Origin of the sequence: Nocardia sp. NPDC050710 (genome assembly GCF_040654375.1) — a bacterium.
In the GTDB taxonomy this organism is placed as follows: domain Bacteria; phylum Actinomycetota; class Actinomycetes; order Mycobacteriales; family Mycobacteriaceae; genus Nocardia.
Genome location: NZ_JBFAHV010000010.1, coordinates 1 through 25,832, shown reverse-complemented (window position 1 = coordinate 25,832; position 25,832 = coordinate 1). Strand labels below are relative to the sequence as shown.

Sequence of the window (25,832 nt, the reverse complement as noted above, 5' to 3'; positions counted from 1 at the left end):
GTCGAATGAGAAGTCGGGCGGATACGATGCGTGCATGACGTCCATGCCGGCCGCCGAGCGCATCGGGTCCTATGTCAAGCGCGCCGAGCAGGCCTTGGCCATGGCCAAGAACGCCGCATTGAAGCCGGCGGGTGTCACAGTGCCGCAGTATTCGGCCCTGCTCTTCCTCGTCGAGAACCCGGGCATCTCGGCCGCCGCCCTGGCCCGGCTGTGCGGAGTCACCCCGCCGACCATGAATACGATCCTGACCAACCTCCAGGACCGCGGACTGATCGAACGCAGCCCGCACGCGTGGCATCGGAATGTGCTCGAGACCCGCCTCACCGAACGGGGCGAGGAGGTGATGCGGGATGCCGACGCTCGCGCCATTCGGGTCGAACACGCGGTGGCCGCGGCATTCACCGCCGACGAACGCGCCACCCTGGAAACCCTTCTCACCCGCTGCGCCGACGCCTACGACGCGACCCGCGCCGAAGGCGATTCGAAGTCTTAGCCGACGCTCGCCGCCTGCTGATCGCGCCGACACCGGCGGCTCCGCATCACCAGCGGGCGGCGGCGGTGGCGGAACAGGAGGATCGTGCGGGCGGTTCACACAGGGTCGGAGCTGCGGTGCGGCAGTTCGTCGCAGGTGCGCAACTTCCGATTCTGCCTTCGACGCGACCCGCGCCGACCCCACGGCGGACTCGAAGACCTAGCGCCGTCGCGACTTTTCGGCCGAGGTGAGTGACCCGGGAACCGTGGTCAGTCGAACGGTGTGACCCGCAGCCGCTCGGCGAGTTCGTTGAAGATGTAGAAGTTGGGGATCGCCGCTACCGCGACGAGTGATTGCCAGCGACCGTCGACCTTGATCCGGACCAGACCGCTGCGGGCGTCGATCAGCTGGATCTGCTCCCAGGTGAAGCGCGTGCCGTGGAAGACGAGCGCATCCAGGTGCAGGCCGATATCGCCGAAGTGCACGGTCTCTCCGCCGTCGATGGCCGCGACCGCGCCGGGCAGCTGGGTTCCGGTGATGGCGGATTGGATCGTCCTGCCCCACTCCGGCCCGTCGGCGAACAGGACGTCGTCGAAGACCGCGTGCGCGCCGCCCGGGCCGGTCATGTCGAACGAGTACTCGGTCGGCATATTGCTCTGGAAGGCGATGACCTGCTGGCGTACTTCGGCACTGTCCCAGCGGAATCCCTGTACCCGCTCGCCTCGGCGGTACACGGTCATACCGAATTCGAACAGATCGAGCCGGGCGGCGCGATTGCGCCGGTTGCGCCGTGCGCGCCACAGCGCGAGCGCTATCGGGATCAGGGCGACCAGGGCGGTCGCTATGCCGCCCGCCACCGCGCCGACCGTCACGCAGATGACGCCGAGCACGCCGAATCCACCGGCCACGATGGTGTATCCGCGCACCAACGTATCGCTCGCTGCCGGCGCGGGCAGGAACGTCTGACGGTGTGCGCCGAGCTTCAAATACTCGGACATCAAATGGATCAGCTGGGTCAGCGGGACCGTGCGTCGTTCGCCGGTCGCGCCCACATCGTGCTCCGTCAAGTTCGGAGTGGCCAATCGTCCCTCCACAAGGCGGTTTTCATCCGCGCGAAGCGTATGCCACTCGACCGATAGCCGCTACCGCAGCACCGGTGTTTCGTGACTTCTCAGAACTTGTTCGATGCGATGGTGGTCGAGAAGTATATTCGGCACCGCGCCTGCTCCGGCTTGGTCCGATCTGTATTCATGCTGGTCGAAGCGGTTTTCGCGCCCCCGAGGTGGCCGGTGGCGGGGGATCCTCGGCCGTCCCGGGGCGGATTGGGCGGCAATGGTTTCGGGTCAGGCGGGGGTGACGGTGGCCTATCGTGCGGTGCGCAGCCCGACGGCCGAGGCCAACGGCAGCCAGCGGCTGCCCGCGGTGTCCAGCACCGCACCGCCGAGCAGTGAACCGATGCCGCCGCCGAGGTAGATCGCGGAACCGTTGAGGCCGAGTGCCACGGTCGGCGCGTCTGACGCGATGCCGAAGAGCCGATGCTGTTGCGGCACCATGGTCATTCCGCCGAAGAGGCCGGTAACCGCCAGCACCGCGAATACCGTCCACGCGGTGTGGGTCGCGGGCCCGAGCGCGAGCAAGCCGAGGCCGGTGCCCATGAGCGCGATCGTCAGTGTCCGGTTCGGTCCGTAGCGATCGACCAGTAGCGCCGCGATGGCGCCGCCCGCGGCGATCAGCCACAGCACCCCGCGCCAGCCGATCCAGCGTTCCACGAAGATGCCGATCGGTACCCCGGCCACGGTGGAGAGGGTGAGGCCGCTGGCGACCAGCGCCAGCGCACGGCCGCGGTTCGCGTCGTCGGCGACCGCGAAGGCGTTGGCTTGGAAGGCGGCCGCGCCGAGGGCCGCGACGATCCGGGCCGCTGCTGCCCCGATATACTTCGATCATTGTCAAACGATTGGAGTCGGGGAGTGCGCCAACTGCCCCAGCCGAGCACCGCCGACCTGGATCTGGTCCGGGTCTTGAGCGCGCTCGCCGACCCGGTCCGGCTGGAGCTGGTCCGGTCGTTGGCCGGGGTGCGCGAACCGCTCAGCTGCAATGTCGATCGATTCGATGTCGAGGTGACCGCGGCGACCCTGTCTCATCACTGGAAAGTGTTGCGGGACTCCGGAATCACCACCACCTTCGCCTCCGGCCGCAACCGCCTGGTCGAACTGCGTCGGGCGGATCTGGAGGCGCGCTTCCCGGGTTTGCTCGGCGCGGTTCTCGCCGACTCGGCACGCTGACCCAGGTCCTGTCTGGTCATCGGTGCGGTGCGGGCCGTGTGAGGCGATGACCGCCCGGCGGTTCAGGGCAGCAGGGTATGGAAGGTGGCGTCCACCAGTGTCTTTCGCTGCTCGTCGGTACCGGGCAGGGATTCCGGTGCGACCCGGGCCAGATGGTTGAACCCGTGGTAGATGCTGACGCCGACGACGGCTCTGGTCCGGGCTTCGGCGGCGGGCATACCCATCTCGCGGAGTAGGCCCGCGACGTATTCGATGCGGCGGTCGGCGATGCGGCGCAGCATGGCGGCGATCGGCGGCTGATCGGCCGAGGCGAGTAGGGCGAGTTCGACTCGGTCGTGCGCGGCGTAATCGATGACGTGTGCGAAGAGGCGGTGCAGCCGGTCGGCGGGGTCGGCTTCGGAATCGACCTCCGCGATCACCGCGTCGGTGCCGAGCTGCTCCCAGGTGGCCAGTGCCGCCTCGATCAGCGCGGCCCGGTCCTTGAAATGCCAGTAGAAGCTGCCCTTGGTGGTGCCCAGGCGTTTGGCGAGCGGCTCGATGGCGACGGCGGACAGTCCACCCTCCCCGAGTGCGTTCAGCGCGGCCTGGGCCCAGTCCTCGGCGCTGAGCTTGCGATTCCCCTCTTGTGCCATCCACATACGCTACCGTACGGTGATCCATACGCAACCGTATGGACGCGCCGTGTCCTTACGTCACCGTTGGATTCGTTGAGATCCGGAGGGATCCGATGCGCACACTTCGAGCCGCTCGAACCGACATCCCGGCCGGGGCCACCCTCGCCAGGCAGGCCTTCGAGCGCTGGGACTACACCGACTCCTATGCCGTCGAGTTGCCGCCCGGCGCGACCACGGAGCCCTGGGAATGGGCGCGAAAGATCTTCTTCGGCAAGCCGTTTCCGGAACGGGACCGAAACGGGCGCGAATGCCTCACCGGCGAGTCAGTGACCGTGCTCGGATCGGTCGCGCTGGACTTCCTCGCCTCGGTGCTGGTGCTCGACGGCACCGTCACGGTGACCACCGTGGTGCGCTACCGCACCCGGGCGGGCCGATGGTATTTCACGGTGGTCCGGCCGTTTCATCGCCGACTCGTCCCCTGGATGGTGGCGCGTGCCGCCCGGCGGGTCCGTGCCGGTGCGCGGTGAGTCGACGCTGCCGCCCGGTCAGCGTGCCGCGCCGCTGCTGCCGTTCGGCCTGCCGGAATTCGCCGGGGTGCGGGCCCAGCCGGTGCCGGGACATATGGTCACCGTCGGCGGCGCCACCCGAACCCCGACGCAATTCCGCGTCGATGAACTGCTCGCACTGGGTACGCGCCGCGACCAGCGCAGTGATCTGCACTGCGTCACCACCTGGAGCTCGCTGCGATTGTCCTGGGCGGGTGTATCTTTCGCGGAGGTCCACGCCGAGCTCACCGCGCTGGTCCGGCCGCATCCGAAGGCGGGCTGGGTCCGTTTCACCGGTCTGGACGGATACCGCGCGACCATGCGTCTGGACGACACACTCGCCGCCGACGTACTGCTCGCCGACCGCCTCGACGGCGCCGACCTGACCGACGACCACGGTGCGCCGTTGCGTCTGGTGGCTCCCGCGCATTACGGCTACAAGAGCGTGAAGCGCTTGTGCGCCATCGACTATCTGCGCGACTACGATCCCGGTCCGGCCGGTTGGCTCGGCCATCCGCGCGGGCGGGTCTGGCGTGAGGAGCGCGGCCGCTACCTTCCCGGCCGGATCTGGCGCGGCATCTGGCCCGGCCGGATCGAACAGGTGCGGGCGCTGTATCGGCGGGATTCCGGGATCGCGGGGTGAGCGGGCGGCCGCGGTCGTAGGCTCGATATATGTCCGACGGCCGGATCCGAGGTGTGCTCTACGACATCGACGGTGTGCTGGTGACCTCCTGGCGGGAGATCGATGGCGCCGCCGCCGCTGTTCGCCGCTTGCGCGAAAACGGTATTCGCCGAGCATTTCTCACCAACACCACCTCCCGCACTTGCGCGGAAATCGCGCATCGATTGCGCGACATCGGATTCGACGTCGAAACCGATGAGATCGTCACCGCCGCCCGGCTCACCGCGGAATATGTCCGCAGGCGCTTTCCGGATGCCGCGGTGTGGGTGCTCAACCACGGCGCCATCGAGGCCGATCTCGACGGTGTGAAACTCGACGAACGGAATCCCGATGTCGTCGTAATCGGTGGGGCCGGTGTGGAATTCACGCATCTGGCATTGAGCCGGGTGGCCGAATTGATGTTGAACGGAATACCGGTCGTCGCCATGCACAGCGGTTTGACCTGGGCCACCGATGATGGTCTTCGCATCGATGCGGGCGCCTACCTGCCCGGTCTGGAAACCGCGGGCAACGCGCGGATCGAGGTTGTCGGCAAACCGGCCGCGGCGGGTTTTCGCACCTGTGCGCAGCTGATGCGGCTCGACCCGTCCGAGGTATTGATGATCGGCGACGATCTGCACTCCGATGTACTGGCCGCACAGGCGGTGGGGATGACGGGAGTATTGGTGCGTACCGGGAAATTCCGGGAGTCCGTGCTCGCCACGGCGGATGTCGCACCGGATCATGTCGTCGACTCGGTCGCGTCCCTGCCTTCGTTGTTCGAGAAGGGGTCGCCGCCGGGCTGATCGGGAGGGATGGAGGGGGCGAAAAAAGTTCTAAGATTTCCCTTCAAAATTGCCCACGACCACCTCGACGCCAAGTATCGCCGCGATTCGGCAAACAACCAGTGACAAGGGAAGTCACGCCCTTGAAGCGGGCTCTTCATAGGGCATATTTGCTTTACAGCGCGCTCGCGCAGGTACTTCCGGCGATGCTGGGCTTCGGCGTTTCGGGCGATATGTGCGATCTAGCAATCGTGCTGCCAACTTTCGGCTAACACGCGGTCGGCCGAAGGTTGAAACGAAGGGCCCGATCCATGACGAGGCGATCGAGCCCTTCGGTATTGTCTGCCCCAATGTCACAGGATGCGAATACGGGACGAATGTATGCCGGGCAACCCGTAGAGGACCGGCAACGTCAGCGGCGTGCGCGTTTTCTGGAATCGGGCCTCACGGTCTTCGCACGCGACGGCTACGCCAATAGTTCGGTGGGCGCCATCTGTAAGGACGCCGGGCTCTCTTCACGGCAGTTCTACGAGGAGTTCACCGGGCGCGAATCTCTCCTACTAGAGCTCTACGAGCAGATCGATAGGGAGTCGCGCCAGGCGGTCACCTCCGCGTTGGACAAGAAGGCCGAAGCCGGCGCTCTGGAGATCATCGACGCGGCGGTCCGCGCCTACGTCGAGGCCATCGGGTCCGATCCCAGGAAAGCGCGCGTGGCGCTGGTCGAAGTTGTCGGCGCCGGGCCGAAGGTCGAGAAGTTCCGGCTCGAGCTACGCCGGGTATGGGGCTCGCTACTCGCCAGCGCCGCGGAGGACGCGGCGATGCACGGCGAAATCCCCACGGGCGATTACGAGATGCGGGTGCTGGCCATTATCGGCGCGGTCAACTACGTGGTCGATTCGTGGAGCGGCTCGGATCCGCGTCCGCCGCTCGACGATGTGATCAAGGTGCTCAGCCGGGTGATCATGGGTGCGGTCGGCGCCTAGCGGACTGCCTCACGAAAACCGCGACGCGGTAGCGTGCGCTGCATGGAGACAGTTCCGATCCAGATGCCGGACGGCAGCACCGTTCCGGTGCGGCTGCTACCGGCCACGGGGGCGCACCGGCATCCGGTGACGCCGGATGCGCCGCGTCCGGTGGTGGTCATGGTGCCCGGACTCGGGGTGCCGGGCGGGTACTACGAACTGTTCGCGCGGCGCCTCGCCGACCGTGGTTTCGACGTCGCGATCGGCGAACTGCGCGGCAACGGCGACAGCAGGCCGAAGCCGAGCGCCACCAGCACCTACGGCTACCACGAGCTGGTATCCGTGGATTTCCCCGCGATATTCGAGGTGGTGCGCGACCGATTCCCGGCCAGTACCCCGTATCTGCTCGGGCACAGCATGGGCGGTCAGTTCGCGGTCATGTACGCCTCCCGGATCCGCGGCAGGCTCGGCGGTCTTATCCTGATCGCCTCCGGCACACCGTACTTCCGCGGCTACCGGGGGGTGTTCGGCCCTGGCATCCTGTTCGGCACCGCCGCGGCCGCGGCCACCGCGAATCTGGCCGGATTCTGGCCCGGTGACCGGATCACGGTGGGTGGCTTCGGGCGTCAGTCCAAGGTGCTGATCTCGGACTGGGCCCGGTTGGCGCGCACCGGTCGGTTCACGCCGGTTGGCGCCGATATCGATTACGAGGAGCGGATCACCCGCTTGAAGCTGCCGGTGCTGTCGATCACCGTGGCCGGTGACGAACTGACCCCGAACGGCTCGGCCGAACATCTGCTGGCGAAGATGCCGGATGCCGAGCTCACCACCTGGCATCAGCCGGAGCGCCTCGGGCACAATGGCTGGATCCAGGATCCGGACTCCACCATCGACCGGATCGAAAAATGGCTGCGCGACCGGTGAGATTCCGCGTTCGCGGTTAGCATGAGTCGTGTCCAATGAGCAACGGCAGCAACTCAATCGGGATATCATCGCGGACTTCCGGGCCAATGGCGGAGCGGTCGGCGGACAGTTCGCGGGTATGGATCTGCTCCTGCTGACCACGACCGGCGCCAAATCCGGCGAGTCCTATACCTGGCCGCTCGGCTACGGGCGCGACGGTACGCGGCTGGTCATCTTCGCCGCGAACGGCGGCAGACCGAATCGTCCCGGCTGGTACCACAATCTCGTCGCGAACCCCGAGGTCAGCGTCGAAATCGGCGCCGAGTCCACGGCCGCTGTCGCCGAAGTTGTCGAGGGTGCGGAACGAAAGCGGCTGTGGGACAGTGCGCTCCAGCGGTTCCCATTCCTGGTCGATTTCCAATCCAAGGTGCCGTGGGAGATCCCGGTGGTGGTGCTCACGCCGGTAGTCGCGCCGAACTGAGCGCAGTTCGCTGCGCCGCACCGGGCATCGATCCCGGTGCGGCGGGTGGATCAGGCCGACGTACCGCGTTCGGCCAGCATCTGGGTGAAGAATTCGTAGATGAGTCCGGCCTGGAAGGCGGACTGCTTATTGTCGGCCGCACCACCGTGGCCGCCCTCGATATTCTCGTGGTACCAGACGGTGTGGCCCTGTTCCTCCAGCAGTGCGGTCATTTTGCGGGCGTGGCCGGGGTGCACGCGATCGTCGCGGGTGGAGGTGGTGATCAGGATCGGCGGATAGTCCGCGTCGGCGCGGGTGTTCTGGTAGGGGGAATATTCGGCGATGTACTCCCACTCCTCGGGCTTGTCCGGATCGCCGTACTCGGCCATCCACGAGGCCCCCGCCAGCAGCAGGTGGTAGCGCTTCATATCCAGCAGCGGTACCTGGCAGACGATCGCGCCGAACAGTTCCGGGTAGCGGGTCAACATGACGCCCATCAGCAGCCCGCCATTGCTGCCGCCGACCGCGCCGAGCTGTCCGGGAGTGGTGATGCCGCGCGCCACCAGATCCTTGGCGATCGAGGAGAAATCCTCGTACACCTTGTGCCGGTTGGCCTTCTGCACCGACGTGTGCCATTCCGGGCCGTACTCGCCACCGCCGCGGATATTGGTCATCACCCAGGTGCCGCCGCGTTCGAGCCAGCCCATGCCGGAGGCGCCGCTGTAGGCGGGGGTGCGTGACACCTCGAAGCCGCCGTAGCCCGACATCACCGTGGGACCGGGCGTGCCCTGGTGATCGCGGTGCCGAATCACGAAGTACGGCACCATGGTTCCGTCGTCGGAGCGGGCGAAGAATTGTTCGGTCTCGATACCCTCGGTGTCGAAGAAGCCCGGCTCCTGCTTGAGCTGCTCGGTATTGCCGCCGACCGCACTGGCCAGCAGCGTCGCCGGGGTGGTGAATCCGCTGGTGGTCAGCATGAATTCGTCACCGCCCTCCAGCGGGTCCAGATTCATCACGCTGGTGGTGGCCATCGGCGGGGTATCGGCCAGCGGTTGCCGGTGCCAGCCGTCGGCGTCCGGGGTGACGACGTAGAGCTTGGTCTGCACATCCTCCAGGGTGATCAGCAGCAGATGGTTCTCGGTCCAGCCGTAGCCGTGCAGCGAGGTGTGTGCATCGGGAGTGAAGATGACCTCGAAATCTCGTGCGCCGGACAGGAACTTCTCGAAGTCGGTGGCCAGCAGCGCGCCCGCCGGATAGGTGGTGCCCGCGATCTCCCACGGTGACTTCAGCCGGATCAGCAGCCAATCCTTGTACCACGACTCACTGGCGTCGGTGGGCACGTCGAGATGGCGCAGTGTGCCGTCCGCCTCGAGCAGGTACACCTCTTCATTGAAGAAGTCGGTGGCGCGGCCGACGTAGTGCCGTTCGTATCCCGGCGTCCGGTCGTATCCGGCCGACACCGCGACATCGCCGGGCTCGCCCTCGAACACCGTCTGCGCGTCGGCGAGTTCGGTCCCGCGTCGCCAGCGCTTGGCGATTCGAGGGTATCCGGAATCGGTCAGTGAGCCGGGCCCGAAATCGGTTCCCACATACACCGCGTCGATATCGATCCAGCGCAGTTCCGATTTCGCCTCGGGCAGGTAGAAGCCCCCGTCGGCCGGGTCGATGAATTCGAGACTCTCGATATCGAATTCTCGGATCACCTTGGCGTCGGCGCCGCCCCTGGACAGGCTGATGAGCGCGCGGGTCTGTTCGGGCCGCAGCACCGCCGCGCCGCCCCACACCCAGTTCTCGTCCTCGGCGGCGGCCAGCGCGTCCACGTCGATCAGCACGTCCCAGACGGGGGATTCCTTGGCGTACTCGGCGAAGGTGGTGCGCCGCCACAGGCCGCGCGGATGGTCGGCATCGCGCCAGAAGTTGTAGAGCCAGCGGCCGCGCCGACCGGGGTAGGCGATCTTGGTATCGGTGTCGAGCATGTCCAGGATGCGACGCTCGAGATCGGTGAACCGGTCGGAGCTGGCGAACCGGGTCACCACCACGTCGTTATGTGCGCGGGCCCAGTCCAGGGCGCGCTCGTCGGTCACCTGTTCCAGCCAGAGGTAAGGATCGGTCACGTTCTGCTCAACGCCGTTCATCTCAACATTGTTGCCGAGGGGTGGTCGATCAGTGGCAGCGGTCACCAGTAATGTGCGACATCCAGCACGATCCTGGAGCCGCTACCTGGACCTTCGAGGCCGAAGACGCGGAATGGGAGCCGGGCGCGCACGCCGAGCCCGACCGTGGTCCGGCCCTCGAACGAGCCTGCCCAGGCGACCTGACGGAAGGTGCCGTAACCGGTGACGTCGACCAGTTCGCGACGGTCGGCCGGGCGGTAGGTGCCACTCCCCGCGTCGTCATAGGCCGGGGCGAGCGCGACCACGCTGAGGTAGGCGCCACCGCGCAGCGGGACCGCGGCCCCGGATCCGTCCATCGAGACCGAGTCGACATAGCCGACGTGGTAGCCGGTCACCGCGCCCGCGAAATCCAGGACCAGGCGATCGAAGCAGCGGTTCCTGCCGGAGCGGACATCGGTGAGCGGCGCCGTCGAAGGATTCGAGTTCGCCTTGTCGAGTGATCCCCAGACCAGGCCGCAATAGGACGGCGTCGCGGTCGCCGGTGCCGGAATGATCGCGAGGCCGAGGGCGGCCACGAATGAAGCAAGAAGGATTGATGCGCGACGCATGTCGCCCGCTTTCGGAAGTAGCAATGAGTTACCCGATAGATCGGACAGATCGGGTACGTCGTTAGACACGGTTCGGTCGCGGCATCGTCTCGAATCGAGGCTCCGTAGGATCGGATACTCCGATCCGAGCGAACAGGAGCCCGATTGTGTCTCCCTTTCTGTGGGAACAGCATTGCTGCCTGCCGATGCTGCCCTCGGCTCGGATCACCGAGCTGGCACGGTATCCGGTCGGTTCGTATCTGTCGGTGAATGTCGGATACGCGCCGCAGTCGACCGCGGACGCGCTGGCGATGGTGCACCTGTTCCGCAAGGACGCACTCGACGACGGCCGGTTCCGGTTGGTGCGGCGCTACACCGATATCGCGGACACCGCGGGCGAATCCATCGCGCTGGCCTTCGATCTGGAGGACTCCGGACCGCTGGGCGGTGATCTCGACAATGTCGCGATGTTCTACGAACTCGGCGTTCGTTCCCTCGCCGCCACCTACAACCACGCCAATGCGGCGGGTTGCGGTTGCCTGGATGCCGAGGACACCGGCCTCACCGCCTACGGCCGCGATCTGGTGCGCACCCTCAACGAGGTCGGCATGTTCGTCGACGGCTCGCATTGTTCGCGGCGCAGCGGTCTGGATATGGCCGAGCTGACGACGGCCCCCATGATCTACAGCCACTCGAATTTCGCCGCGCTGTGGGGACATCCGCGCAATATCAGCGACGAACAGGCGCTGGCCTGCGCCCGCACCGGCGGGGTGATCGGCATCAACGGGGTGGGAATCTTCCTGGGGCACAACGCGGAATCCGAGCGGGCCGCGCGGGTGGCGGCGATGGCTCGGCATATCGAGTACGGGGCGGAACTGGTGGGGATCGAGCATATCGGGGTCGGATCGGACTTCTCGTTCGACGGTGACGATTTCAACGCCGAGATCAGGGCGCATCCGTGGAATTTCTCCGAGGAATACACCAAATACGGTGCACTGCAATGGGTTCCGCCCGAGGATCTGATGGGTCTGGCCGATGTGCCCGGTCTGGATCAGGTGCTCGCAGACCGGGGCTTCTCCGCGGCGGATCGTGCGGCGGTATTCGGCGGGAACTTCGCGCGGGTGGCGTCGCGGGTCTGGCGCGACTGAGGACCCGGCTCAACCCAGCCGGACCAGCATCTTGCCGGTGTTGGCGCCGGAGAGGACGCCGAGGAAGGCCGCGGGCGCCTGCTCCAGGCCCTCGTAGACCGTTTCCCTGGTGCGCAGGGTGCCGTCCGCGAGCCAGCCCGCCGCCTTGCCGATGTACTCGCCGAAGATCGGGAAGTAGCTGGTCACCAGCATGCCGCGCAGCGAAACCTCCTTGGTCGCCGCCTGGTACAGGTCGGGTCCGGCCGCTCCGGTGCCGCCGTTGTAGCCGCTGATGGCGCCGACCAGCGCGATCCGGCCCTTCGGCCGCATGGCCTCCACCGCGACGCGCAGCTGTTCGCCGCCGACGCTGTCCAGGTAGACGTCGATACCCTCCGGTGCGGCCGCCGCCAGTTGTCCGGCCACATCGCCCGCGCGGTAGTCGATCGCGGCGTCGTAGCCGAACTCCTGGAGCAGTAGTTCGGTTTTCACCGGCCCACCCGCGGAGCCGATCACCCGGGCGGCGCCCAGCGCCTTCGCGATCTGCCCGGCGACGCTGCCCACCGCCCCGGCGGCGGCCGAGATGAAGACGGTGTCGCCGGGCCGGACCGGCGCCACATCGGTGAGCGCGGCGTACGCGGTGAGCCCGGTGGTGCCGAGCGCGCCGAGGTAGTGGTGCGCATCGGCCACATCCGGGTCGATCGGGGTGGCCGCCGCGGCATCGAGCACGGCGTATTCACGCCAGCCCGCGAAATGTGAAACCATTGTGCCGACCGGGATTTCGGCCACGCGGGAGGCGATTACCGTACCGAGCGCCGAACCCTCCAGCGCCGCACCCAGCTCGAACGGCGGAAGGTAGGACGGGCGATCATCCATCCGGCCGCGCATATACGGGTCGACCGACATCCAGGTGTTCCGGACGAGGATCCGGCCTTCGGTCAGCTCCGGCAGCGCACGCTCGACGAGTGCGAAGTTCGTGGCGGTGGGAGCGCCGGTCGGGCGCGCGGCCAGGTGGATCTCCCAGGAGGTGGTCGGGAGCCGCGGCGCGGTCGCGTTCGGGGTGGCCTGGTTCTGCATGGCACTGCCTTTACTTCGAGGTCAGCCGGACCGTTCGATCCGGCACCCAGAACGTTATGAGCCCACAACCCCCGTTCCCAGGTCCGCCGACGCCACCCACCGGTCCATCCGCGCCACGCTGTCGCGCGGGCGCCGGCGTCAGGGGCGAGCGGCGGAGGGGGCGGCGCCGCTCCAGCGGCGGAACGCCTTGCGCAGCGCGCGGTCGTCGGTGAAGCCGAGGCGGCCCGCGATGGCTGCGGTGGTCAGATGACCTTGCGCGAGAAGGGTTTTCGCCTGTTCGTAGCGAACCAGGTCGAATTCGTGACGCCAGGTGGTGCCGTGTTCGGCGAGCTGGCGTTGCAGGGTGCGCGGACTCACGGCGAGGCGGTGCGCGACGGTGGACAGCGAGGGATCGCCCGCGGTGATGGCGGCGTCCAGCGCGATGCGGAAGGCTTCCAGTGGGCCGGGGATGGGACGAGCGGAGGCCAGTACCAGGTCGGCGTGGCTGCGCAGGAGTCCGGCAAGCATCGGGTCGGCGCGGGGCAGCGGTGCGGTGGCGTCGGCGGCCGCGAAGGTGATGGTGTCGGCGGGCGCGTCGAATTCGATATCGGCGATATAGAAGGCCTCGGTCAGGGCTTTGTGGTTGCGCGGCGCGGCGTGGCCGAAGGTGACCCGGGTGGGCCGCACCGGACGGCCGGTGGCCTCGCGGGCGCGGCGCAGATAGTAGGCGAGTACGTACTCGTTGACCGCCGCGGCGACCACCGGATCACCGGCCGTGGTGCGGAAGCCGACGGTGAGCTCGCCGTCGTCAGATAGATCGAAGCCTTCGGCGGCGGCGGTTACCAGCCGGTGGTAAGGCTGTGCGGACCGCAGCGCATCGGCCAGCGTCGGCCCAGTGGTGACGAGATAGTCCCAGGTCGTCAGGGTTCCGAGCGGCGCGGCCGCGGCCACCGCCAACCCCGCGCCCGGCCGCGCGTAGGCGAGCAGCTCCCACAGCCGCACGAGCGAATTCAGCGGAATCCGGTTGAGTTCCCCCGTCAGCACCGCATCGTCGGTACCCGGCACCGCGGCCACCTCGTCGGCGCCGACGCCGGAGCGCAGGGCGACGTCACGGACCAGCCGGATCAGCTGGGTCGAAGCGGTGGCATCGATCCCTGGAAACGATTGATCAGTTTTCGAGAAGCCATCGCCCATATCCCCTCAATAACATCAGAATCATCCACAAGCGGAAAACTGACAGTGAGGAAACGGCGATGAGCAAAGCGAAGACGTCGACCGAGGCAACCGCCGCCGAGACCAAGTCCTCCGTGGGATTCTCCGCGGAGGAACGCGCCGCGATGAAGGAGCACGCGCAGGAGCTGAAGACAGCCGCGCGCCGCGGTTCCCGCGCCAGCAAGGCCGACGGGGAAGCCGATGTGCTCGCGAAGATCGCCGAGATGGCGGATTCGGATCGCGCTCTGGCCGAGCGGGTTCACGCCGTCGTCAAAGCCAGCGCGCCGGAGCTCTCCCCGAAACTCTGGTACGGCATGCCCTCCTACGCGAAGGACGGCAAGGTCGTCTGCTTCTTCCAGAGCGCGCAGAAGTTCAATGCGCGGTATGCGACGTTCGGCTTCAACGACAGCGCGAATCTCGACGAGGGCACCATGTGGCCGACCGCTTTCGCGCTGACGACGATGACCGCCGAGGATGAGGCGAAGCTGGGCGAGCTGGTGCGGAAAGCGGTGGGCTGAGGACCGGGTAAGGGCACACCGTTGTCGTCTTCTCACAGATGCGGGGGGACGCTGGGTGAAGATTGCGCGGCGGAGTTAGGCTCGGTGGCGTGACTTCCCACTACGATGTCGTCGTTCTCGGCGCTGGTCCCGGCGGTTACGTCGCCGCGATCCGCGCCGCTCAACTCGGCCTGCGAACAGCAATTGTCGAGCAGAAATACTGGGGCGGTGTGTGCCTGAACGTCGGCTGCATCCCATCGAAGGCGCTGCTGCGCAATGCTGAGCTGGCCCATATCTTCACCAAGGAGGCCAAGACCTTCGGCATCTCCGGCGAGGCGAGCTTCGACTTCGGGGTTGCCTTCGACCGCAGTCGCAAGGTCGCGGACGGCCGGGTCAAGGGCGTCCACTTCCTGATGAAGAAGAACAAGATCGACGAGTTCGACGGCAAGGGCACCTTTGTCGACGCGAACACCCTCTCGGTCGCGCTGACCAAGGGCGGCACCGAGTCGATCACCTTCGACAACGTGATCATCGCCACGGGCACCGTCACCAAGCTACTGCCGGGCACCGCGCTGAGCGCCAATGTGGTGACCTACGAGGAGCAGATCCTCACCCGCGATCTGCCCGGTTCGATCCTCGTCGTCGGCGCGGGCGCGATCGGCATGGAGTTCGCCTACGTCCTGAAGAACTACGGCGTTGACGTGCGCATCGTGGAGTTCCTGGACCGCGCGCTGCCGAACGAGGATGCCGACGTCTCCAAGGAGATCACCAAGCAGTACAAGAAGCTCGGCGTCACCATCACCACCGGTGCGGCCGTGCAGAGCATCGATGACGACGGCTCGAAGGTCACCGTCTCGATCAAGGACAACAAGACCGGTGCGCTCGAGACCGTCACCGTGGACAAGGTGCTACAGGCCGTCGGCTTCGCGCCCCGCGTCGAGGGCTACGGTCTGGAGAACACCGGTGTCGCGCTCGAACGCGGCGCCATCGCGATCGACGACAATATGCGCACCAATGTGCCGCATATCTACGCCATCGGTGATGTGACCGGCAAGCTTCAGCTCGCCCACGTCGCGGAGGCGCAGGGTGTGGTCGCCTCCGAGACCATCGCCGGCGCCCCGACGGTGACCCTCGGTGACTACCGGATGATGCCGCGCGCCACCTTCTGCCAGCCGCAGGTCGCCAGCTTCGGCCTCACCGAGCAGCAGGCCCGCGACGAGGGCTACGACGTGAAGGTCGCGACCTTCCCGTTCACCGCCAACGGCAAGGCGCACGGCCTGGGCGACCCGACCGGCTTCGTCAAGCTGATCGCCGACAACAAGTACGGCGAGCTGCTCGGCGGCCACCTCATCGGCCCGGATGTTTCCGAGTTGCTGCCCGAGCTGACCCTGGCCCAGAAGTGGGATCTCACGGTCAACGAGCTGGCCCGCAATGTGCACACCCACCCCACGCTGAGCGAGGCCCTGCAGGAGGCCATCCACGGCCTGGCCGGGCATATGATCAACTTCTGATCGCGTAGCTCCGAGCGGCGGCGTCCGGTCCGAAAGGGCTGGGCGCCGCCGTTTTCCGGGTGGGGACCTGCTGGCGGCGGCCACGCCCGGCTGCTAGACACGAATGATGCGTCGTAGGTTGCTGATCGGTGGTGCGCTGGTCCTGGTCGTCGTGGTGGTCATGGCGATCGGCGGCTACTACCTGATGAATTCGCGCACCTACCAGCTGCGGGGGCGGTTGGTGGATCGGGTCGACACCGCGGAGAAGGTTGTCGCGCTGACGCTCGACGACGGACCGACCGCCAACACTCCCGAGGTACTGAAAGTCCTTGCCGACGCGGATATCCCGGCCACGTTCTACCTCAATGGGCGGGATCTGGCCGCGCATCCGGAGGCGGGTCGCGCGATCGCGCGGGCAGGCCATGAGATCGGCAATCACACCTACAATCACCGCCGGATGATCTTCGTTTCCGGTGACACCATCCGCGACGAGGTGGAGGGCACCGACGCCGAGATCGCGAAGACCGGTTATCTGGGTCCGATCACCTTCCGCCCGCCCTACGGCAAGAAGCTCTGGGGCCTGCCCGCGTACCTGTCGGACCACGACCGCACCACGGTGATGTGGGATGTCGAGCCCGACTCGGGCAAGATCGCGACCACCGATGAGATCGTCGCCGAAACCGTGGCGAATACCCGTCCCGGCTCGATCATCCTGTTGCATGTCATGAGCGATCAGGGGGTCGACGCCCGTGCCGCCATCCCCCGCATCGTCACCGAATTACATACTGCGGGTTACCGTTTCGTCACCGTCTCCAATTTGCTCACCCGCTGATCAGAGCATGCCGTAGGCGTTGGTGGGGATGAGGCGGGCGAGTACCCGGCGCTCCTCGACCATGGCCTTGCGGTAGTCGGACCAGTCGGGGTGTTCACCGGAAGCGGCGCGATAGTAGGCGACCAGTTCGTCGACGGCGGGGTCGTCGGGGGATTCGGCCACCGGGGTGAGTTCGACGGTGCCTTCGAGTACGGCGTAGGCGAAGAAGTCGTCGCGGGTGACGTGGATGGCGGCCCAGGGGTCGCGGCGCAGATTGTGGTACTTGGCGCGGTCGGCGGTGATGGAGATCCGGATGACGCCGTCGTCCCCGACGACATGCAGCACATTGGACAGCTGCGGGCGGCCATTGCGGCGGATGGTGGTCAGCACGGAACGCCGGGTGGCGCCGGCGAAATCGAGGGCGGTGGAGAGTTCCATGTCCTGTGCAACCGCTCACACCCGGCGGGAGTTCCCGGACGGCGGTTTCCGGTTACCGCGGATCAGTCGCGGTGGTAGGACTCCTGCGCTTCGGCCACCCGCGCCATATTCGTCTCCAGCGTGACAATGAGGGCTTCCAGGTGTTCGGCGACCTGTGCGCCCAGTTCGGTGAGGGTGTATTCGACCTTCGGCGGGATGGTCTCCCGCACCTCGCGGTGCACCATGCCGTCGCGCTCCAGGGCCTGCAAGGTCTGCGCGAGCATCCGTTCGCTGACGCCGTCGACGCGCCTGCGCAGCGCGCTGAAGCGATAGGGGCCCTCCCGCAATGCGACGAGGGCCAGCGTGCCCCAGCGGCTGGCCACGTTCTGCAGCACGGGTCGCGAGGTGCAGTCCCGTGCGAAAACGTCGGCTTCCAGCGTGGGGTCGTCGGTCTGCTCCGACGCGGTGCGCTGGGTGGTCATGGAATCGATAGTACCCAACTTGACCGCAGCGGTGAGGGAATGCATAGTACTAACTATTAGTTAGTGCATACGAAAACGTTCTCACTTTGGAGGTAGCTATGACCGTCGCCGTCACCGGTGCCAGCGGACAGCTGGGTCGTCTCGTGGTGGAAGAACTCCTGCGCGCCGGTGTCACCCCGGTCGCGATCGTGCGCGATCCGGAGAAGGTGGCGGATCTGGCCGCGCGCGGTGTCGACGTACGCCCGGCCGACTACGACGACGCGGCCGCGCTGGATCGCGCGCTGTCCGGCGTGGACCGGGTGTTGCTGATCTCCGGCACCGAATTCGGCGCCCGAGTTACGCAGCACACCAATGTCATCCGGGCCGCCGAGCGGGCGGGTGTCGAACTGCTCGCCTACACCAGCATTCCGAAGGCCGATCAGAACTCGATGATCCTCGCGCAGGAGCATCGGGGTACCGAGGCGGCGCTCGCGGAATCGACCGTCCCGCACGTGTTGCTGCGCAACGGCTGGTACTGGGAGAACTATCTCGGTGGGCTCGCGCACGCGATCGAGTCCGGTGTACTGCACGGCGCGGCGGGTGCGGGCCGGGTCGCGGGCGCTTCCCGCGCCGACTATGCCGCGGCCGCCGCCGCGGTACTCACCACCGACGGGCACGCCGGTGCGGTGTATGAGCTGGGTGGTGACGAGCGGCTCACCTATGCCGAACTGGCGCAGGTGATTTCGGAGGCGGCGGGTAAGCAGGTGCGCTACGAGGATCTGTCCGAGGCGCAGTACGCCGCCGTGCTGGAGGGTGCGGGTCTGCCGGGTCCCTATGCCGCGGCGCTGGCCGACTCGGATACCGGGATCGTCGCGGGCCTGCTGGATGTCGACTCCGGGGACCTGCAGAAGCTGATCGGCCGGTCCTCGACCCCCGCGGCCGAGGTCTTCCGCGCCGCCCTCGCCTGATAGCGCCGCACCGAGCCCCGTCGCGGCGCTTCGCGACGGGGCTCGGCCATGGGCAGCGCTGTCGTGGCTAGACCCACTGCACGAGCTGGATCACGATGCCGTTCGGGTCTGTCATCTGGAAGTAGCGTTCACCCCATTCCTCGGTTTCGATCGGCGTCACGATCGGCACCCCCTCGTCCCGGAGTCGCGCGTATTCGGCGTCGATATCGTCCACGACGAACACCACGAGCAGGCCCTCGCCCGCGCTGCCCGCCCTGCTCTGCGGCTTGAAGGTTGCCAATCCGGTGCGCAGATAGATGACATTGATTCCGGCGTCTTCCCGCTCCAGGGAGACGAAGCCGTCGGCGGACATCTTCTCCGCGAAGCCCAGGTGGTCGACGAGGAATCGCGCCGAAGCCAGTGGGTCGGGGACGTTGAGCGAGATGGCGGAAGCGGTGATGTGCATATGCCCTCCTCTGAGCTGGTCAAATAACTCTATACTTAGTACGCTGTACTTTGTATGGAAATTTCCGGCGCGCCGCACTATGACCTGGCTCACGCCGATACCATCGACGATTCGGGCAGCGGAGGAGGCGGGTGTGACGGACGGACCGCGCAGGGAGCCGAAGGAACGCAGCGGTGCGGGCGATCCCATGCGCACGCTGGAACTGCTCTGGCGGTTGCCGGGCGGCTCGGCCCCCGCGCGCGGGCCCAAACAGCGCAGCAGTGTGGACGCGGTGGTCGCGGCGGCCATCGAAATCGCCGACCGGGAGGGTCTGGGCGCGCTCACCATGCGCGCCGTCGCGACCGAACTGGGTCTCACCCCGATGGCCACCTACACCTACGTGCCGGGAAAGGCCGAACTGATCGACCTCATGCTGGACGCGGTCTATCGCGAAATGCCGCGTCCCGACCTCGCCGACCTGCCATGGCGGAATCGGGTCACCATGATCGCGGCGCAGAATCGCGCACTACTGGACCGCCACCCCTGGGTGGCCTACCTGCCGACCACCCGCCCGCCGCTCGGCCCCGGCCTGGCCGCCAAGTACGACCACGAGCTGCGCGCGTTCGACGGCCTCGGCCTCGATGATGTCGACATGGACGCCGCCCTCACCCATGTACTCGGCTTCGTCACCTCGGTGGCCCGCATCGCCATCGACACCGCCCGCGCCACCGCCGACAGCGCGCTATCCGATCGGCAGTGGTGGGAGCGGGCCGCGCCGCTACTCGAGCAGGTCTTCGACGCCGAGCGCTACCCGCTCGCGGCCCGCGTCGGCGCGGTCGCGGGCGAGGCCCACAACGCCGCGTACAGCGCCGACCACGCCTACGAGTTCGGCTTGGCCCGCGTCCTCGACGGCTTGGCGGTACTCATCGAGGAACGCTGACCCCCGGCATCGGCGGAGCTATAGCCCGTCGCGCTGGATGCGCAGGGCGGTAATGGTCGCGGCGAGGCCCTCGTATTGATTGATCAGCAGCACGATTTCGATCAGACAGCGCTCGTCGTAGTGCGCCGCGAGCTCCGACCAGGTGGCGTCGTCGATATCGCGGGTGGTCACCATCCGGTCGACCGCGGTGAGCAGCGCCCGGTGCTTCGCCGACCACTCCGGGGCCGAGGGTCCGGAGCGCAGCCGCTCCAGGATCTCCGGGGTGACCCCGGCCCGCAGGCCGAGCCGAATGTGGTGGTCGGTCTCGTATTCGCACTCGCGCAGATGGGCGACGCGCAAGATGACCAATTCGGATTCGTGCCGGGGCAGCTTGCCGCCGGGCATCAGCCGGCCCGAATAGTGCAGCCAGCCGCGGAACAGGCCCTTGGTGCGGCCGAGCGTGCTGAACAGATGCGCGTCCGGAGTTCCGGCCGCGCGTGAAAGCATCTGCCAGACAGCCCAGTTGATCGGCCCGAGTTCTCGAAGCCGACCGGGCGAGATACGTGGTTGCGACGCCGAAACCATGGCGGTATGCCTCTCGCGTAGTGCGCGGCGGATGCCGCGCCGGTACCGTACGGTAACCGTTCTTTTGTGCTTCCAGTGGTTTTCGGTGCCCGGGGGCGGCATCATCAGTACCGGTGTGGATCGTCGCGGTCACGCAGTCGGCCACGCCGAGGGTTCGGATCAGGCGGGCAGGGGATAGCGCGAATGCTGGTGAAGGTCAGGCCCGGAGCGACTCTCTCCGGGGCCGAACAGGAGTTCGTCGACTGCCTGCGGTCGTTTCCGATCACCTGTCTCGCGGCGATCGATATCCACGTCGGCGACAACGGAACCCGGCAGATAGACGCGGTACTGCTCACCCCGCGCGGCATAACCGTGGTTGAGGTCAAGGGATTCCGACGCCGCCAGAGCGGAATCCTCAATGTGACCGACGAAGGGCCGTGGAAGATCAGCGATACCCCGGCCGATCTGGACGACGAGACCACGACGAGTCCCTCCGATCGGCTGGAGCAAGGCGTATACGCGGTCCGCAGCAAGCTGGAGCGGGCGCTGCTGGATCCCGGCCATGTCTGCGGTGTGGTGGTCTTGGTCCCGTTCCGCGGTGTGGTGATCCGGCCCGCGCGCACCAACCTGCGCCCCGGCGTAGATATCGTGGTGGCGAATGTGCCGGACTCGACCGAACTGCGCATCTACGTCGACAGCTTCTCCGCCGCCGCGCGCACCTGGACCGCCGACAGGGTGGTCGCGGCGGCCCAGGCGCTCGGGCTGGAGAACGGCCCCTCGCGCGCCGAACTCATCGCGGACGGCTTCGACGCGACCCCGCCGTCCGTGCTGGCTGCCGTGCTGCCCGAACTGCAACCCAAGCCGAAACCCGTTCCGGGACCGTCGACGAAGCGCCAGACCGCGGGCGGGTGGGCCGTACTCGCCATCGCGCTGCTCGGCATGATGGTGGTATTCGGCGTGATCATCTCCGCCTGGGTGCGCGACACCGCGGGCCCAGGCGAGCAACCAGGGCCGGAGCGGACCACCTCGGTGACGCCCTCACCCGCCCCGTACCTCCCGAAGGAATGCTGGCCCTTGCAGACGGGGTGCTGAGCGGTCAATCACGCATGGCACGAGCGAGTTTGGTCAGCTGAAGAGCCCGCTGTGCCCGGGCGAGTGCATGGGTGCGGGACGAATCGATATGCGCGACGAGCGTACGCAGCGCCGCGCCGGGGTCACCGGCGAGCAGCTGTTCGGCGATCGCGATATGTTCGCCGGCCATCACCGCCATGCGGTCCGGGGTGGGCAGGTCGAGCGTGCGAACCGGGCGCACCCGGACGTAGACCGCGGTCAGCGCATCCGCCAGCGCCGCATTGCCCGCCGCCGCGAGCAGGGTCGTGTGGAACTGCTCGTCGGCGGCGACCAGCGCCGGGCCCGGCTCGGGGGGATCGTCGCGCAACTGCCGCCACCGCTGTAGCTCCGCGCGCACCGGTGCGAGATCGTGTGCCGCCACCTGTTGTGCCGCGTCTACCTCGGACAGATCGAGCACCCGCTGAATTCCCCTGGTCTCCAGCACCATTCGCAGCTCGTACAGATTGTCGAGCTCTTCGAGCCGGGGCCGGTACGGATACAGGCCGTCGGAGTGACGCTCGACCAGCCCGTCGGCCTGCAACCGTGCCAGCGCCTCGCGCACCGGAGTCCGCGAGACGCCGTAGATTTCCGCGAGGCGTTCCTCGCCGAGGCGTTCGGTCGGCACGATCGCTCCCGCGGCGAGGTCCTGGCGCAGCGAGTGATATACCCGCTCGCCTAGCGGAACCTGCCCCTTGCGAGTCATGGCGGCCGTCTCAGATCGCCATCGCCGAGCGGACGTCGGTCTCCGCGCCCGCACCGCCCGCACCGGTCGAGGTCACCCGTCCGGATCGCAGAACGTAATAGCTTTGCGCCGCTTGCAGTGCGAAGCCGATGTGCTGTTCGACCAGCAGCACGCTCAACCCGCCGCGGCCGGTGAGATCGATGATGGTGCGCTCGATCTCGGCGACCACCGAGGGCTGGATGCCCTCGGTGGGTTCATCGAGGATGAGCAGTGTCGGCTCGGTGATCAGCGCCCGCGCGATCGCCAGCTGCTGGCGCTGGCCGCCGGAGAGCAGACCCGCCTTGCGGGTGAGCAATTCGCGCAGTGCCGGAAACAGATCCAGGGATTCGTCGATCAGCGCCTTACCGCGCTTGCGGCCGTCGGCCACCACCTGCAGATTCTCCGCGGTGGTGAGCTGCGGGAAACTCTGCTGACCCTGTGGGACGTAGGCGATGCCGCGCTTGACCCGACGCGACGGCGACATCTTGGTGATCGCCTCACCATTGAACACGACCCGGCCGGATTTGGCGCCGATCAGTCCGACGGCGGTGCGCAGCAAGGAGGTTTTGCCCGCGCCGTTATGTCCCATGATGGCGACCACACTATCGTCCGGAACGGTCACCGTGACACCGTGGATCACCTCGGTGCGCCCGTAACCCGCGTGGATATCGATGAGTTCAAGCATCGGCTGCCTCCTTGCTCTGCGTGGTCGACTCGACTTCCGCCGCGGTGCCGAGATAGACCTCCTGCACCTTCGGATCGGCCTGTACCTGCTCGACGGTGCCCTCGCTGAGCACCTTGCCGCCCGCCAGCACCGTCACCGAGGTGGCGAAGGCGCGCATGAAATCCATATCGTGCTCCACCACCACAACCACGCGTTCACCGCCGATGCGGCGCAACAGGTTACCGGTCTCCTCGCGCTCCTCGGCGCTCATGCCCGCGACCGGTTCGTCCAGCAGCAGCACCGAGGCGTTCTGCACCAGCAGCATGCCGATTTCCAGCCATTGCTTCTGGCCGTGCGCGAGCACACCCGCTGGTTTATCGCGTAGCTGCCCCAGACCGGTGATCTCCAGTGCCTCTTCGATACTCGGCAGCACCGACCTGCGGCGGCGCAGCATGGTCAGCGCCGAGCGGTGCGCGCCGGCCGCGATATCGAGATTCTGCAATACGCTCAATTGCTCGAAAACGCTGGCGGTCTGGAAGGTTCGGCCGACACCGAGCCGGGCGATCCGGTGCACCTTCTCGCCGAGCAGTTGCGCACCGGATTTGGACGCCGATCCGGTCGCCGGGACCAGACCGGTGATCGCGTCGATGAGCGTGGTCTTGCCCGCGCCGTTGGGGCCGATCAGAAAGCGCAGATCGCCCTGGAGCACGGTCAGGTCGACGTCGGTCACGGCCTTGAAACCGTCGAAAACAACCGAAAGTCCCCGGATTTCGAGGTAGTCGCTGTCCATGCCCGCGTTACCGCCGAGCTTGGGTTCGTGGGTTGCTGTGGTCATCGGGATTCCACCCTTTCCTCGGTGACCGGCGCGGTCTCGACCTCGGGCGCCGGTTCGATTCTCGGTGCCGGCGCGGTGGGTTCCTTACCGAACCTGCTGTCCAGCAGGCCCTTCAGCATCGGCCACACCCCGGCGAGGCCCGCGGGGATGAATCCGACCACCACGATGAACAGCACGCCCTGCATATAGGTCCAGCCGGACGGGAACTGCTCGGATAATGCCGTCTGCGCCCACGCCACGCCGATCGCGCCGAGTACCGGGCCGAGCAGCGTGGTTCGGCCGCCGATCGCGACGCCGATCAGGAAGGCGATGGAGGGCACCACACCGATATCGGCGGGGGAGATGATGCCAACGATGGGGGTGAACAGCGCGCCCGCGATCCCCGCGAAGAACGCCGCGACCACGTACGCGCCGATCTTCACATTGGCGGGGTCGTATCCGAGGAATCGGACCCGCTCCTCCTGATCCCGGACCGCGACAAGCAATTCGCCGTAGCGGCTGCGCATCAGCTGCCGCACCAGCGCGACTACCACCAGCAGCGTGCCCGCGGCGATGAAGAACAGCATGCGGCGGTTGGCCGGATCGGACAGTTTGAAGCCGAAGAAGGCGCGGAAATCCGAGAGTCCGGTGAAGCCGCCGATGGCCTGCTGGCCGGTGAGCAGGATGGCCAGCGCCGCGGCCAGCGCCTGACTCAGGATGGCGAAGTAGGCGCCCTTGACCCGGCGCTTGAAGACGCCATACCCCAACACCGCCGCGATCAAGCCGGGCAGCACCAGGATGCCGATCAGCGCCACCGGCGCGGAGGCGAAAGGCTGCCAGAACGACGGCAATTCGCGAATGCCCGCGATCTCCATGAACTCCGGAACATCGTTGCCGAGGCGCGCGGCATCGGCCATTTGCAGATGCATCGCCATGATGTAGGCGCCGATACCGAAGAACACGCCCTGACCGAGGGTGAGCATTCCGCCACGGCCCCAGGCCAATCCGATGCCCGCCGCGACGATCGCGAAGCAGAGGAATTTGGCGAGCAGATTGAGTCGGAAGTCGCTGAGTACAGCCGGGGCGACCGCGAACAGCAGGATCGCGGCGATCGCGAACCCGCCGAGTGCCGTCGCGGAGGAATGCTCCCGCATCCGCCGAGTGAGTGTGGTCACGCCAAACTCCTTGTCCGAACGGTGAACAGACCCTGCGGACGAACCTGCAGGAATATGACGATGAGGACGAAGACGACGACCTTCGCGATGGACGCGGTCGTCGAATATTCGATATAGGAATTGAGCAGGCCCAGCGCGAACGCGGCGATCACCGTGCCCTTGATCTGACCGAGGCCGCCGATGACGACCACCAGGAAGGCGTCGATCAGATAGCTCTGTCCGATGGTCGGGCTGGTCGAACCGATCAGCGTCAGCGCGACGCCGGCGATACCGGCCAGACCGGAACCGATGACGAAGGTACTGATATCGGTGAAACGGCTGGATACGCCGCTGGTTTCGGCGAGACCACGGTTCTGCACCACGGCGCGAATACGCCGCCCCAGCGGTGTCGCCTTCAGCGCAACCGCCAGCGCCGATACCGAGACAACGGCCAGCACTAGAATGAAGATGCGAGTCTTCGGCACCACCGCGCCGAGAATGGTGACGCCACCGCTCAACCACTCGGGGACGAGCACATTCTTGGCGGGCGCGCCGAAGATATCCCGGGCCGCCTGTTGCAAGACCAAACCGACACCGAAGGTGACCAATAGGGTGTCCAGCGGCCGGTCGTACATCCAGCGGATCAGGCCCATCTCCAGCGCCGCCCCCAACGCACCGCCGACCACGAACCCGACCAACAGCGAGATGAACAGCGAGACTCCCGCCGACGAGATGACCTTCTGCACAACATAAGTGGTGTAACAACCGGCCATAATGAACTCGCCGTGCGCCATATTGATCACGCCCATCTGACCGAAGGTCAACGATAGGCCGAGCGCCGCGAGCAGAAGTATCGATCCGAGGCTCAAACCGGTGAAGAGCTGACCGATCACGACGTCCATATCCAAGGACTCCTGTGTTGTTGGCCGCGCGGGCGCGGCGGGTTCGCGGCCCTTGATGTCTCGCTGCCGAGCGGCCGAGACTGGCGACTTCGCGGTCGGGCCCGCGGTGTGCTGGTTGTCGCCGACGCCGTGAAACCGA

At 66.9% G+C, this 25,832-nt stretch carries 31 protein-coding genes; 15 read left to right on the top strand and 16 right to left on the bottom strand.

Annotated features, from left to right (window positions below):
• Positions 1 to 34 precede the first annotated feature (34 nt).
• Positions 35 to 493, top strand: a complete 459-nt coding sequence (locus tag AB0H61_RS18945; RefSeq protein WP_357305982.1) for a MarR family transcriptional regulator — start codon at positions 35 to 37, stop codon at positions 491 to 493.
• Positions 494 to 741: 248 nt separating this feature from the next.
• On the opposite strand, the gene AB0H61_RS18940 is transcribed toward AB0H61_RS18945, so the two are convergent.
• Positions 742 to 1,554, bottom strand: coding sequence for a DUF6585 family protein (locus AB0H61_RS18940; protein ID WP_357305979.1), 813 nt, complete (start codon positions 1,552 to 1,554; stop codon positions 742 to 744).
• A gap of 282 nt (positions 1,555 to 1,836) precedes the next feature.
• Positions 1,837 to 2,268, bottom strand: coding sequence for an MFS transporter (locus tag AB0H61_RS18935; RefSeq protein ID WP_357305977.1), 432 nt, complete (start codon positions 2,266 to 2,268; stop codon positions 1,837 to 1,839).
• Between the two features lie 171 nt (positions 2,269 to 2,439).
• On the opposite strand from AB0H61_RS18935, the gene AB0H61_RS18930 reads away from it, so the two are divergent.
• Positions 2,440 to 2,754, top strand: a complete 315-nt coding sequence (locus AB0H61_RS18930) for a helix-turn-helix transcriptional regulator (protein ID WP_357305974.1) — start codon at positions 2,440 to 2,442, stop codon at positions 2,752 to 2,754.
• A 62-nt stretch (positions 2,755 to 2,816) separates the two neighbouring features.
• On the opposite strand, the gene AB0H61_RS18925 is transcribed toward AB0H61_RS18930, so the two are convergent.
• Positions 2,817 to 3,386, bottom strand: a complete 570-nt coding sequence (locus AB0H61_RS18925; protein ID WP_357305971.1) for a TetR/AcrR family transcriptional regulator — start codon at positions 3,384 to 3,386, stop codon at positions 2,817 to 2,819.
• Positions 3,387 to 3,481: 95 nt separating this feature from the next.
• Between AB0H61_RS18925 and AB0H61_RS18920 the strand changes: the two genes are divergently transcribed.
• The 6 genes from AB0H61_RS18920 to AB0H61_RS18895 all read left to right on the top strand — a co-directional run bounded on the left by AB0H61_RS18920 (position 3,482) and on the right by AB0H61_RS18895 (position 7,705).
• Positions 3,482 to 3,895, top strand: a complete 414-nt coding sequence (locus AB0H61_RS18920) for a DUF2867 domain-containing protein (protein ID WP_357305969.1) — start codon at positions 3,482 to 3,484, stop codon at positions 3,893 to 3,895.
• Entirely contained in the window at positions 3,861 to 4,556 is a 696-nt protein-coding gene (locus AB0H61_RS18915; RefSeq protein ID WP_357305966.1) for a molybdopterin-dependent oxidoreductase, read from the top strand. The genes AB0H61_RS18920 and AB0H61_RS18915 overlap by 35 nt, the downstream gene beginning before the upstream one ends.
• A 29-nt stretch (positions 4,557 to 4,585) precedes the next feature.
• On the top strand, positions 4,586 to 5,380 hold the full coding sequence (locus AB0H61_RS18910; RefSeq protein ID WP_357305963.1) for an HAD-IIA family hydrolase: 795 nt from the start codon (positions 4,586 to 4,588) through the stop codon (positions 5,378 to 5,380).
• 329 nt (positions 5,381 to 5,709) lie between these two features.
• Positions 5,710 to 6,342: a TetR/AcrR family transcriptional regulator gene (locus AB0H61_RS18905; RefSeq protein ID WP_357305960.1), complete on the top strand. Its 633-nt coding sequence runs from the start codon at positions 5,710 to 5,712 to the stop codon at positions 6,340 to 6,342.
• A gap of 42 nt (positions 6,343 to 6,384) precedes the next feature.
• Positions 6,385 to 7,245, top strand: coding sequence for an alpha/beta fold hydrolase (locus tag AB0H61_RS18900; protein ID WP_357305957.1), 861 nt, complete (start codon positions 6,385 to 6,387; stop codon positions 7,243 to 7,245).
• A gap of 28 nt (positions 7,246 to 7,273) precedes the next feature.
• Positions 7,274 to 7,705, top strand: coding sequence for a nitroreductase family deazaflavin-dependent oxidoreductase (locus AB0H61_RS18895; protein ID WP_357305954.1), 432 nt, complete (start codon positions 7,274 to 7,276; stop codon positions 7,703 to 7,705).
• A gap of 50 nt (positions 7,706 to 7,755) precedes the next feature.
• Here the strand turns inward: AB0H61_RS18895 and AB0H61_RS18890 are convergent, their stop codons facing one another.
• Both AB0H61_RS18890 and AB0H61_RS18885 read right to left on the bottom strand, forming a co-directional pair.
• Positions 7,756 to 9,819: a prolyl oligopeptidase family serine peptidase gene (locus AB0H61_RS18890; RefSeq protein WP_357305951.1), complete on the bottom strand. Its 2,064-nt coding sequence runs from the start codon at positions 9,817 to 9,819 to the stop codon at positions 7,756 to 7,758.
• 41 nt (positions 9,820 to 9,860) lie between these two features.
• Complete coding sequence (locus tag AB0H61_RS18885) at positions 9,861 to 10,373, bottom strand: hypothetical protein (protein ID WP_357305949.1); 513 nt, start codon at positions 10,371 to 10,373, stop codon at positions 9,861 to 9,863.
• Positions 10,374 to 10,552: 179 nt separating this feature from the next.
• Here AB0H61_RS18885 and AB0H61_RS18880 point away from each other — a divergent pair, with 179 nt between their 5' ends.
• Positions 10,553 to 11,533 carry a membrane dipeptidase gene (locus AB0H61_RS18880; RefSeq protein ID WP_357305946.1) on the top strand — a complete coding sequence of 327 codons (981 nt, stop codon included), beginning with the start codon at positions 10,553 to 10,555 and terminating at the stop codon, positions 11,531 to 11,533.
• A 9-nt stretch (positions 11,534 to 11,542) separates the two neighbouring features.
• Here AB0H61_RS18880 and AB0H61_RS18875 read toward each other — a convergent pair whose 3' ends face one another.
• Positions 11,543 to 12,586 carry an NADP-dependent oxidoreductase gene (locus tag AB0H61_RS18875; protein WP_357305944.1) on the bottom strand — a complete coding sequence of 348 codons (1,044 nt, stop codon included), beginning with the start codon at positions 12,584 to 12,586 and terminating at the stop codon, positions 11,543 to 11,545.
• 138 nt (positions 12,587 to 12,724) lie between these two features.
• Entirely contained in the window at positions 12,725 to 13,759 is a 1,035-nt protein-coding gene (locus AB0H61_RS18870) for an AraC family transcriptional regulator ligand-binding domain-containing protein (protein ID WP_357305942.1), read from the bottom strand.
• 59 nt (positions 13,760 to 13,818) lie between these two features.
• Here AB0H61_RS18870 and AB0H61_RS18865 point away from each other — a divergent pair, with 59 nt between their 5' ends.
• From AB0H61_RS18865 to AB0H61_RS18855, 3 genes are all read left to right on the top strand, one after another.
• Positions 13,819 to 14,295, top strand: a complete 477-nt coding sequence (locus AB0H61_RS18865) for a DUF1801 domain-containing protein (protein ID WP_357305939.1) — start codon at positions 13,819 to 13,821, stop codon at positions 14,293 to 14,295.
• Between the two features lie 89 nt (positions 14,296 to 14,384).
• Positions 14,385 to 15,785 carry a dihydrolipoyl dehydrogenase gene (gene lpdA / locus AB0H61_RS18860; protein WP_357305937.1) on the top strand — a complete coding sequence of 467 codons (1,401 nt, stop codon included), beginning with the start codon at positions 14,385 to 14,387 and terminating at the stop codon, positions 15,783 to 15,785.
• A 106-nt stretch (positions 15,786 to 15,891) separates the two neighbouring features.
• The gene (locus AB0H61_RS18855; protein WP_357305934.1) at positions 15,892 to 16,596 is read left to right on the top strand and encodes a polysaccharide deacetylase family protein; all 705 of its coding nucleotides are present in this window, start codon (positions 15,892 to 15,894) and stop codon (positions 16,594 to 16,596) included.
• Here AB0H61_RS18855 and AB0H61_RS18850 read toward each other — a convergent pair whose 3' ends face one another.
• Both AB0H61_RS18850 and AB0H61_RS18845 read right to left on the bottom strand, forming a co-directional pair.
• Positions 16,597 to 17,013: a PPOX class F420-dependent oxidoreductase gene (locus AB0H61_RS18850; protein ID WP_357305932.1), complete on the bottom strand. Its 417-nt coding sequence runs from the start codon at positions 17,011 to 17,013 to the stop codon at positions 16,597 to 16,599.
• 62 nt (positions 17,014 to 17,075) lie between these two features.
• Positions 17,076 to 17,474, bottom strand: coding sequence for a helix-turn-helix domain-containing protein (locus AB0H61_RS18845; RefSeq protein WP_357305929.1), 399 nt, complete (start codon positions 17,472 to 17,474; stop codon positions 17,076 to 17,078).
• A gap of 98 nt (positions 17,475 to 17,572) precedes the next feature.
• Here AB0H61_RS18845 and AB0H61_RS18840 point away from each other — a divergent pair, with 98 nt between their 5' ends.
• The gene (locus AB0H61_RS18840) at positions 17,573 to 18,421 is read left to right on the top strand and encodes an SDR family oxidoreductase (protein WP_357305926.1); all 849 of its coding nucleotides are present in this window, start codon (positions 17,573 to 17,575) and stop codon (positions 18,419 to 18,421) included.
• 67 nt (positions 18,422 to 18,488) lie between these two features.
• Here the strand turns inward: AB0H61_RS18840 and AB0H61_RS18835 are convergent, their stop codons facing one another.
• Positions 18,489 to 18,866: a VOC family protein gene (locus tag AB0H61_RS18835; protein WP_357305924.1), complete on the bottom strand. Its 378-nt coding sequence runs from the start codon at positions 18,864 to 18,866 to the stop codon at positions 18,489 to 18,491.
• Positions 18,867 to 19,053: 187 nt separating this feature from the next.
• Between AB0H61_RS18835 and AB0H61_RS18830 the strand changes: the two genes are divergently transcribed.
• On the top strand, positions 19,054 to 19,785 hold the full coding sequence (locus tag AB0H61_RS18830) for a TetR/AcrR family transcriptional regulator C-terminal domain-containing protein (protein ID WP_357306458.1): 732 nt from the start codon (positions 19,054 to 19,056) through the stop codon (positions 19,783 to 19,785).
• 18 nt (positions 19,786 to 19,803) lie between these two features.
• Here the strand turns inward: AB0H61_RS18830 and AB0H61_RS18825 are convergent, their stop codons facing one another.
• Complete coding sequence (locus AB0H61_RS18825) at positions 19,804 to 20,349, bottom strand: carboxymuconolactone decarboxylase family protein (protein ID WP_357305920.1); 546 nt, start codon at positions 20,347 to 20,349, stop codon at positions 19,804 to 19,806.
• 183 nt (positions 20,350 to 20,532) lie between these two features.
• Between AB0H61_RS18825 and AB0H61_RS18820 the strand changes: the two genes are divergently transcribed.
• Positions 20,533 to 21,420 (top strand): nuclease-related domain-containing protein, encoded by an 888-nt coding sequence (locus AB0H61_RS18820; RefSeq protein WP_357305917.1) that lies wholly within the window; start codon positions 20,533 to 20,535, stop codon positions 21,418 to 21,420.
• A 4-nt stretch (positions 21,421 to 21,424) separates the two neighbouring features.
• Here AB0H61_RS18820 and AB0H61_RS18815 read toward each other — a convergent pair whose 3' ends face one another.
• The 5 genes from AB0H61_RS18815 to urtB are packed head-to-tail and all read right to left on the bottom strand — an operon-like array spanning position 21,425 to position 25,693.
• Complete coding sequence (locus AB0H61_RS18815) at positions 21,425 to 22,141, bottom strand: GntR family transcriptional regulator (RefSeq protein WP_357305913.1); 717 nt, start codon at positions 22,139 to 22,141, stop codon at positions 21,425 to 21,427.
• 10 nt (positions 22,142 to 22,151) lie between these two features.
• On the bottom strand, positions 22,152 to 22,844 hold the full coding sequence (gene urtE, locus AB0H61_RS18810; RefSeq protein ID WP_357305910.1) for an urea ABC transporter ATP-binding subunit UrtE: 693 nt from the start codon (positions 22,842 to 22,844) through the stop codon (positions 22,152 to 22,154).
• Positions 22,837 to 23,658 (bottom strand): urea ABC transporter ATP-binding protein UrtD, encoded by an 822-nt coding sequence (gene urtD / locus AB0H61_RS18805; RefSeq protein ID WP_357305907.1) that lies wholly within the window; start codon positions 23,656 to 23,658, stop codon positions 22,837 to 22,839. The genes urtE and urtD overlap by 8 nt, the downstream gene beginning before the upstream one ends.
• Positions 23,655 to 24,791, bottom strand: a complete 1,137-nt coding sequence (urtC, locus tag AB0H61_RS18800) for an urea ABC transporter permease subunit UrtC (protein ID WP_357306455.1) — start codon at positions 24,789 to 24,791, stop codon at positions 23,655 to 23,657. The genes urtD and urtC overlap by 4 nt, the downstream gene beginning before the upstream one ends.
• A gap of 17 nt (positions 24,792 to 24,808) precedes the next feature.
• On the bottom strand, positions 24,809 to 25,693 hold the full coding sequence (urtB, locus tag AB0H61_RS18795) for an urea ABC transporter permease subunit UrtB (RefSeq protein ID WP_357306453.1): 885 nt from the start codon (positions 25,691 to 25,693) through the stop codon (positions 24,809 to 24,811).
• Positions 25,694 to 25,832: the final 139 nt, after the last annotated feature.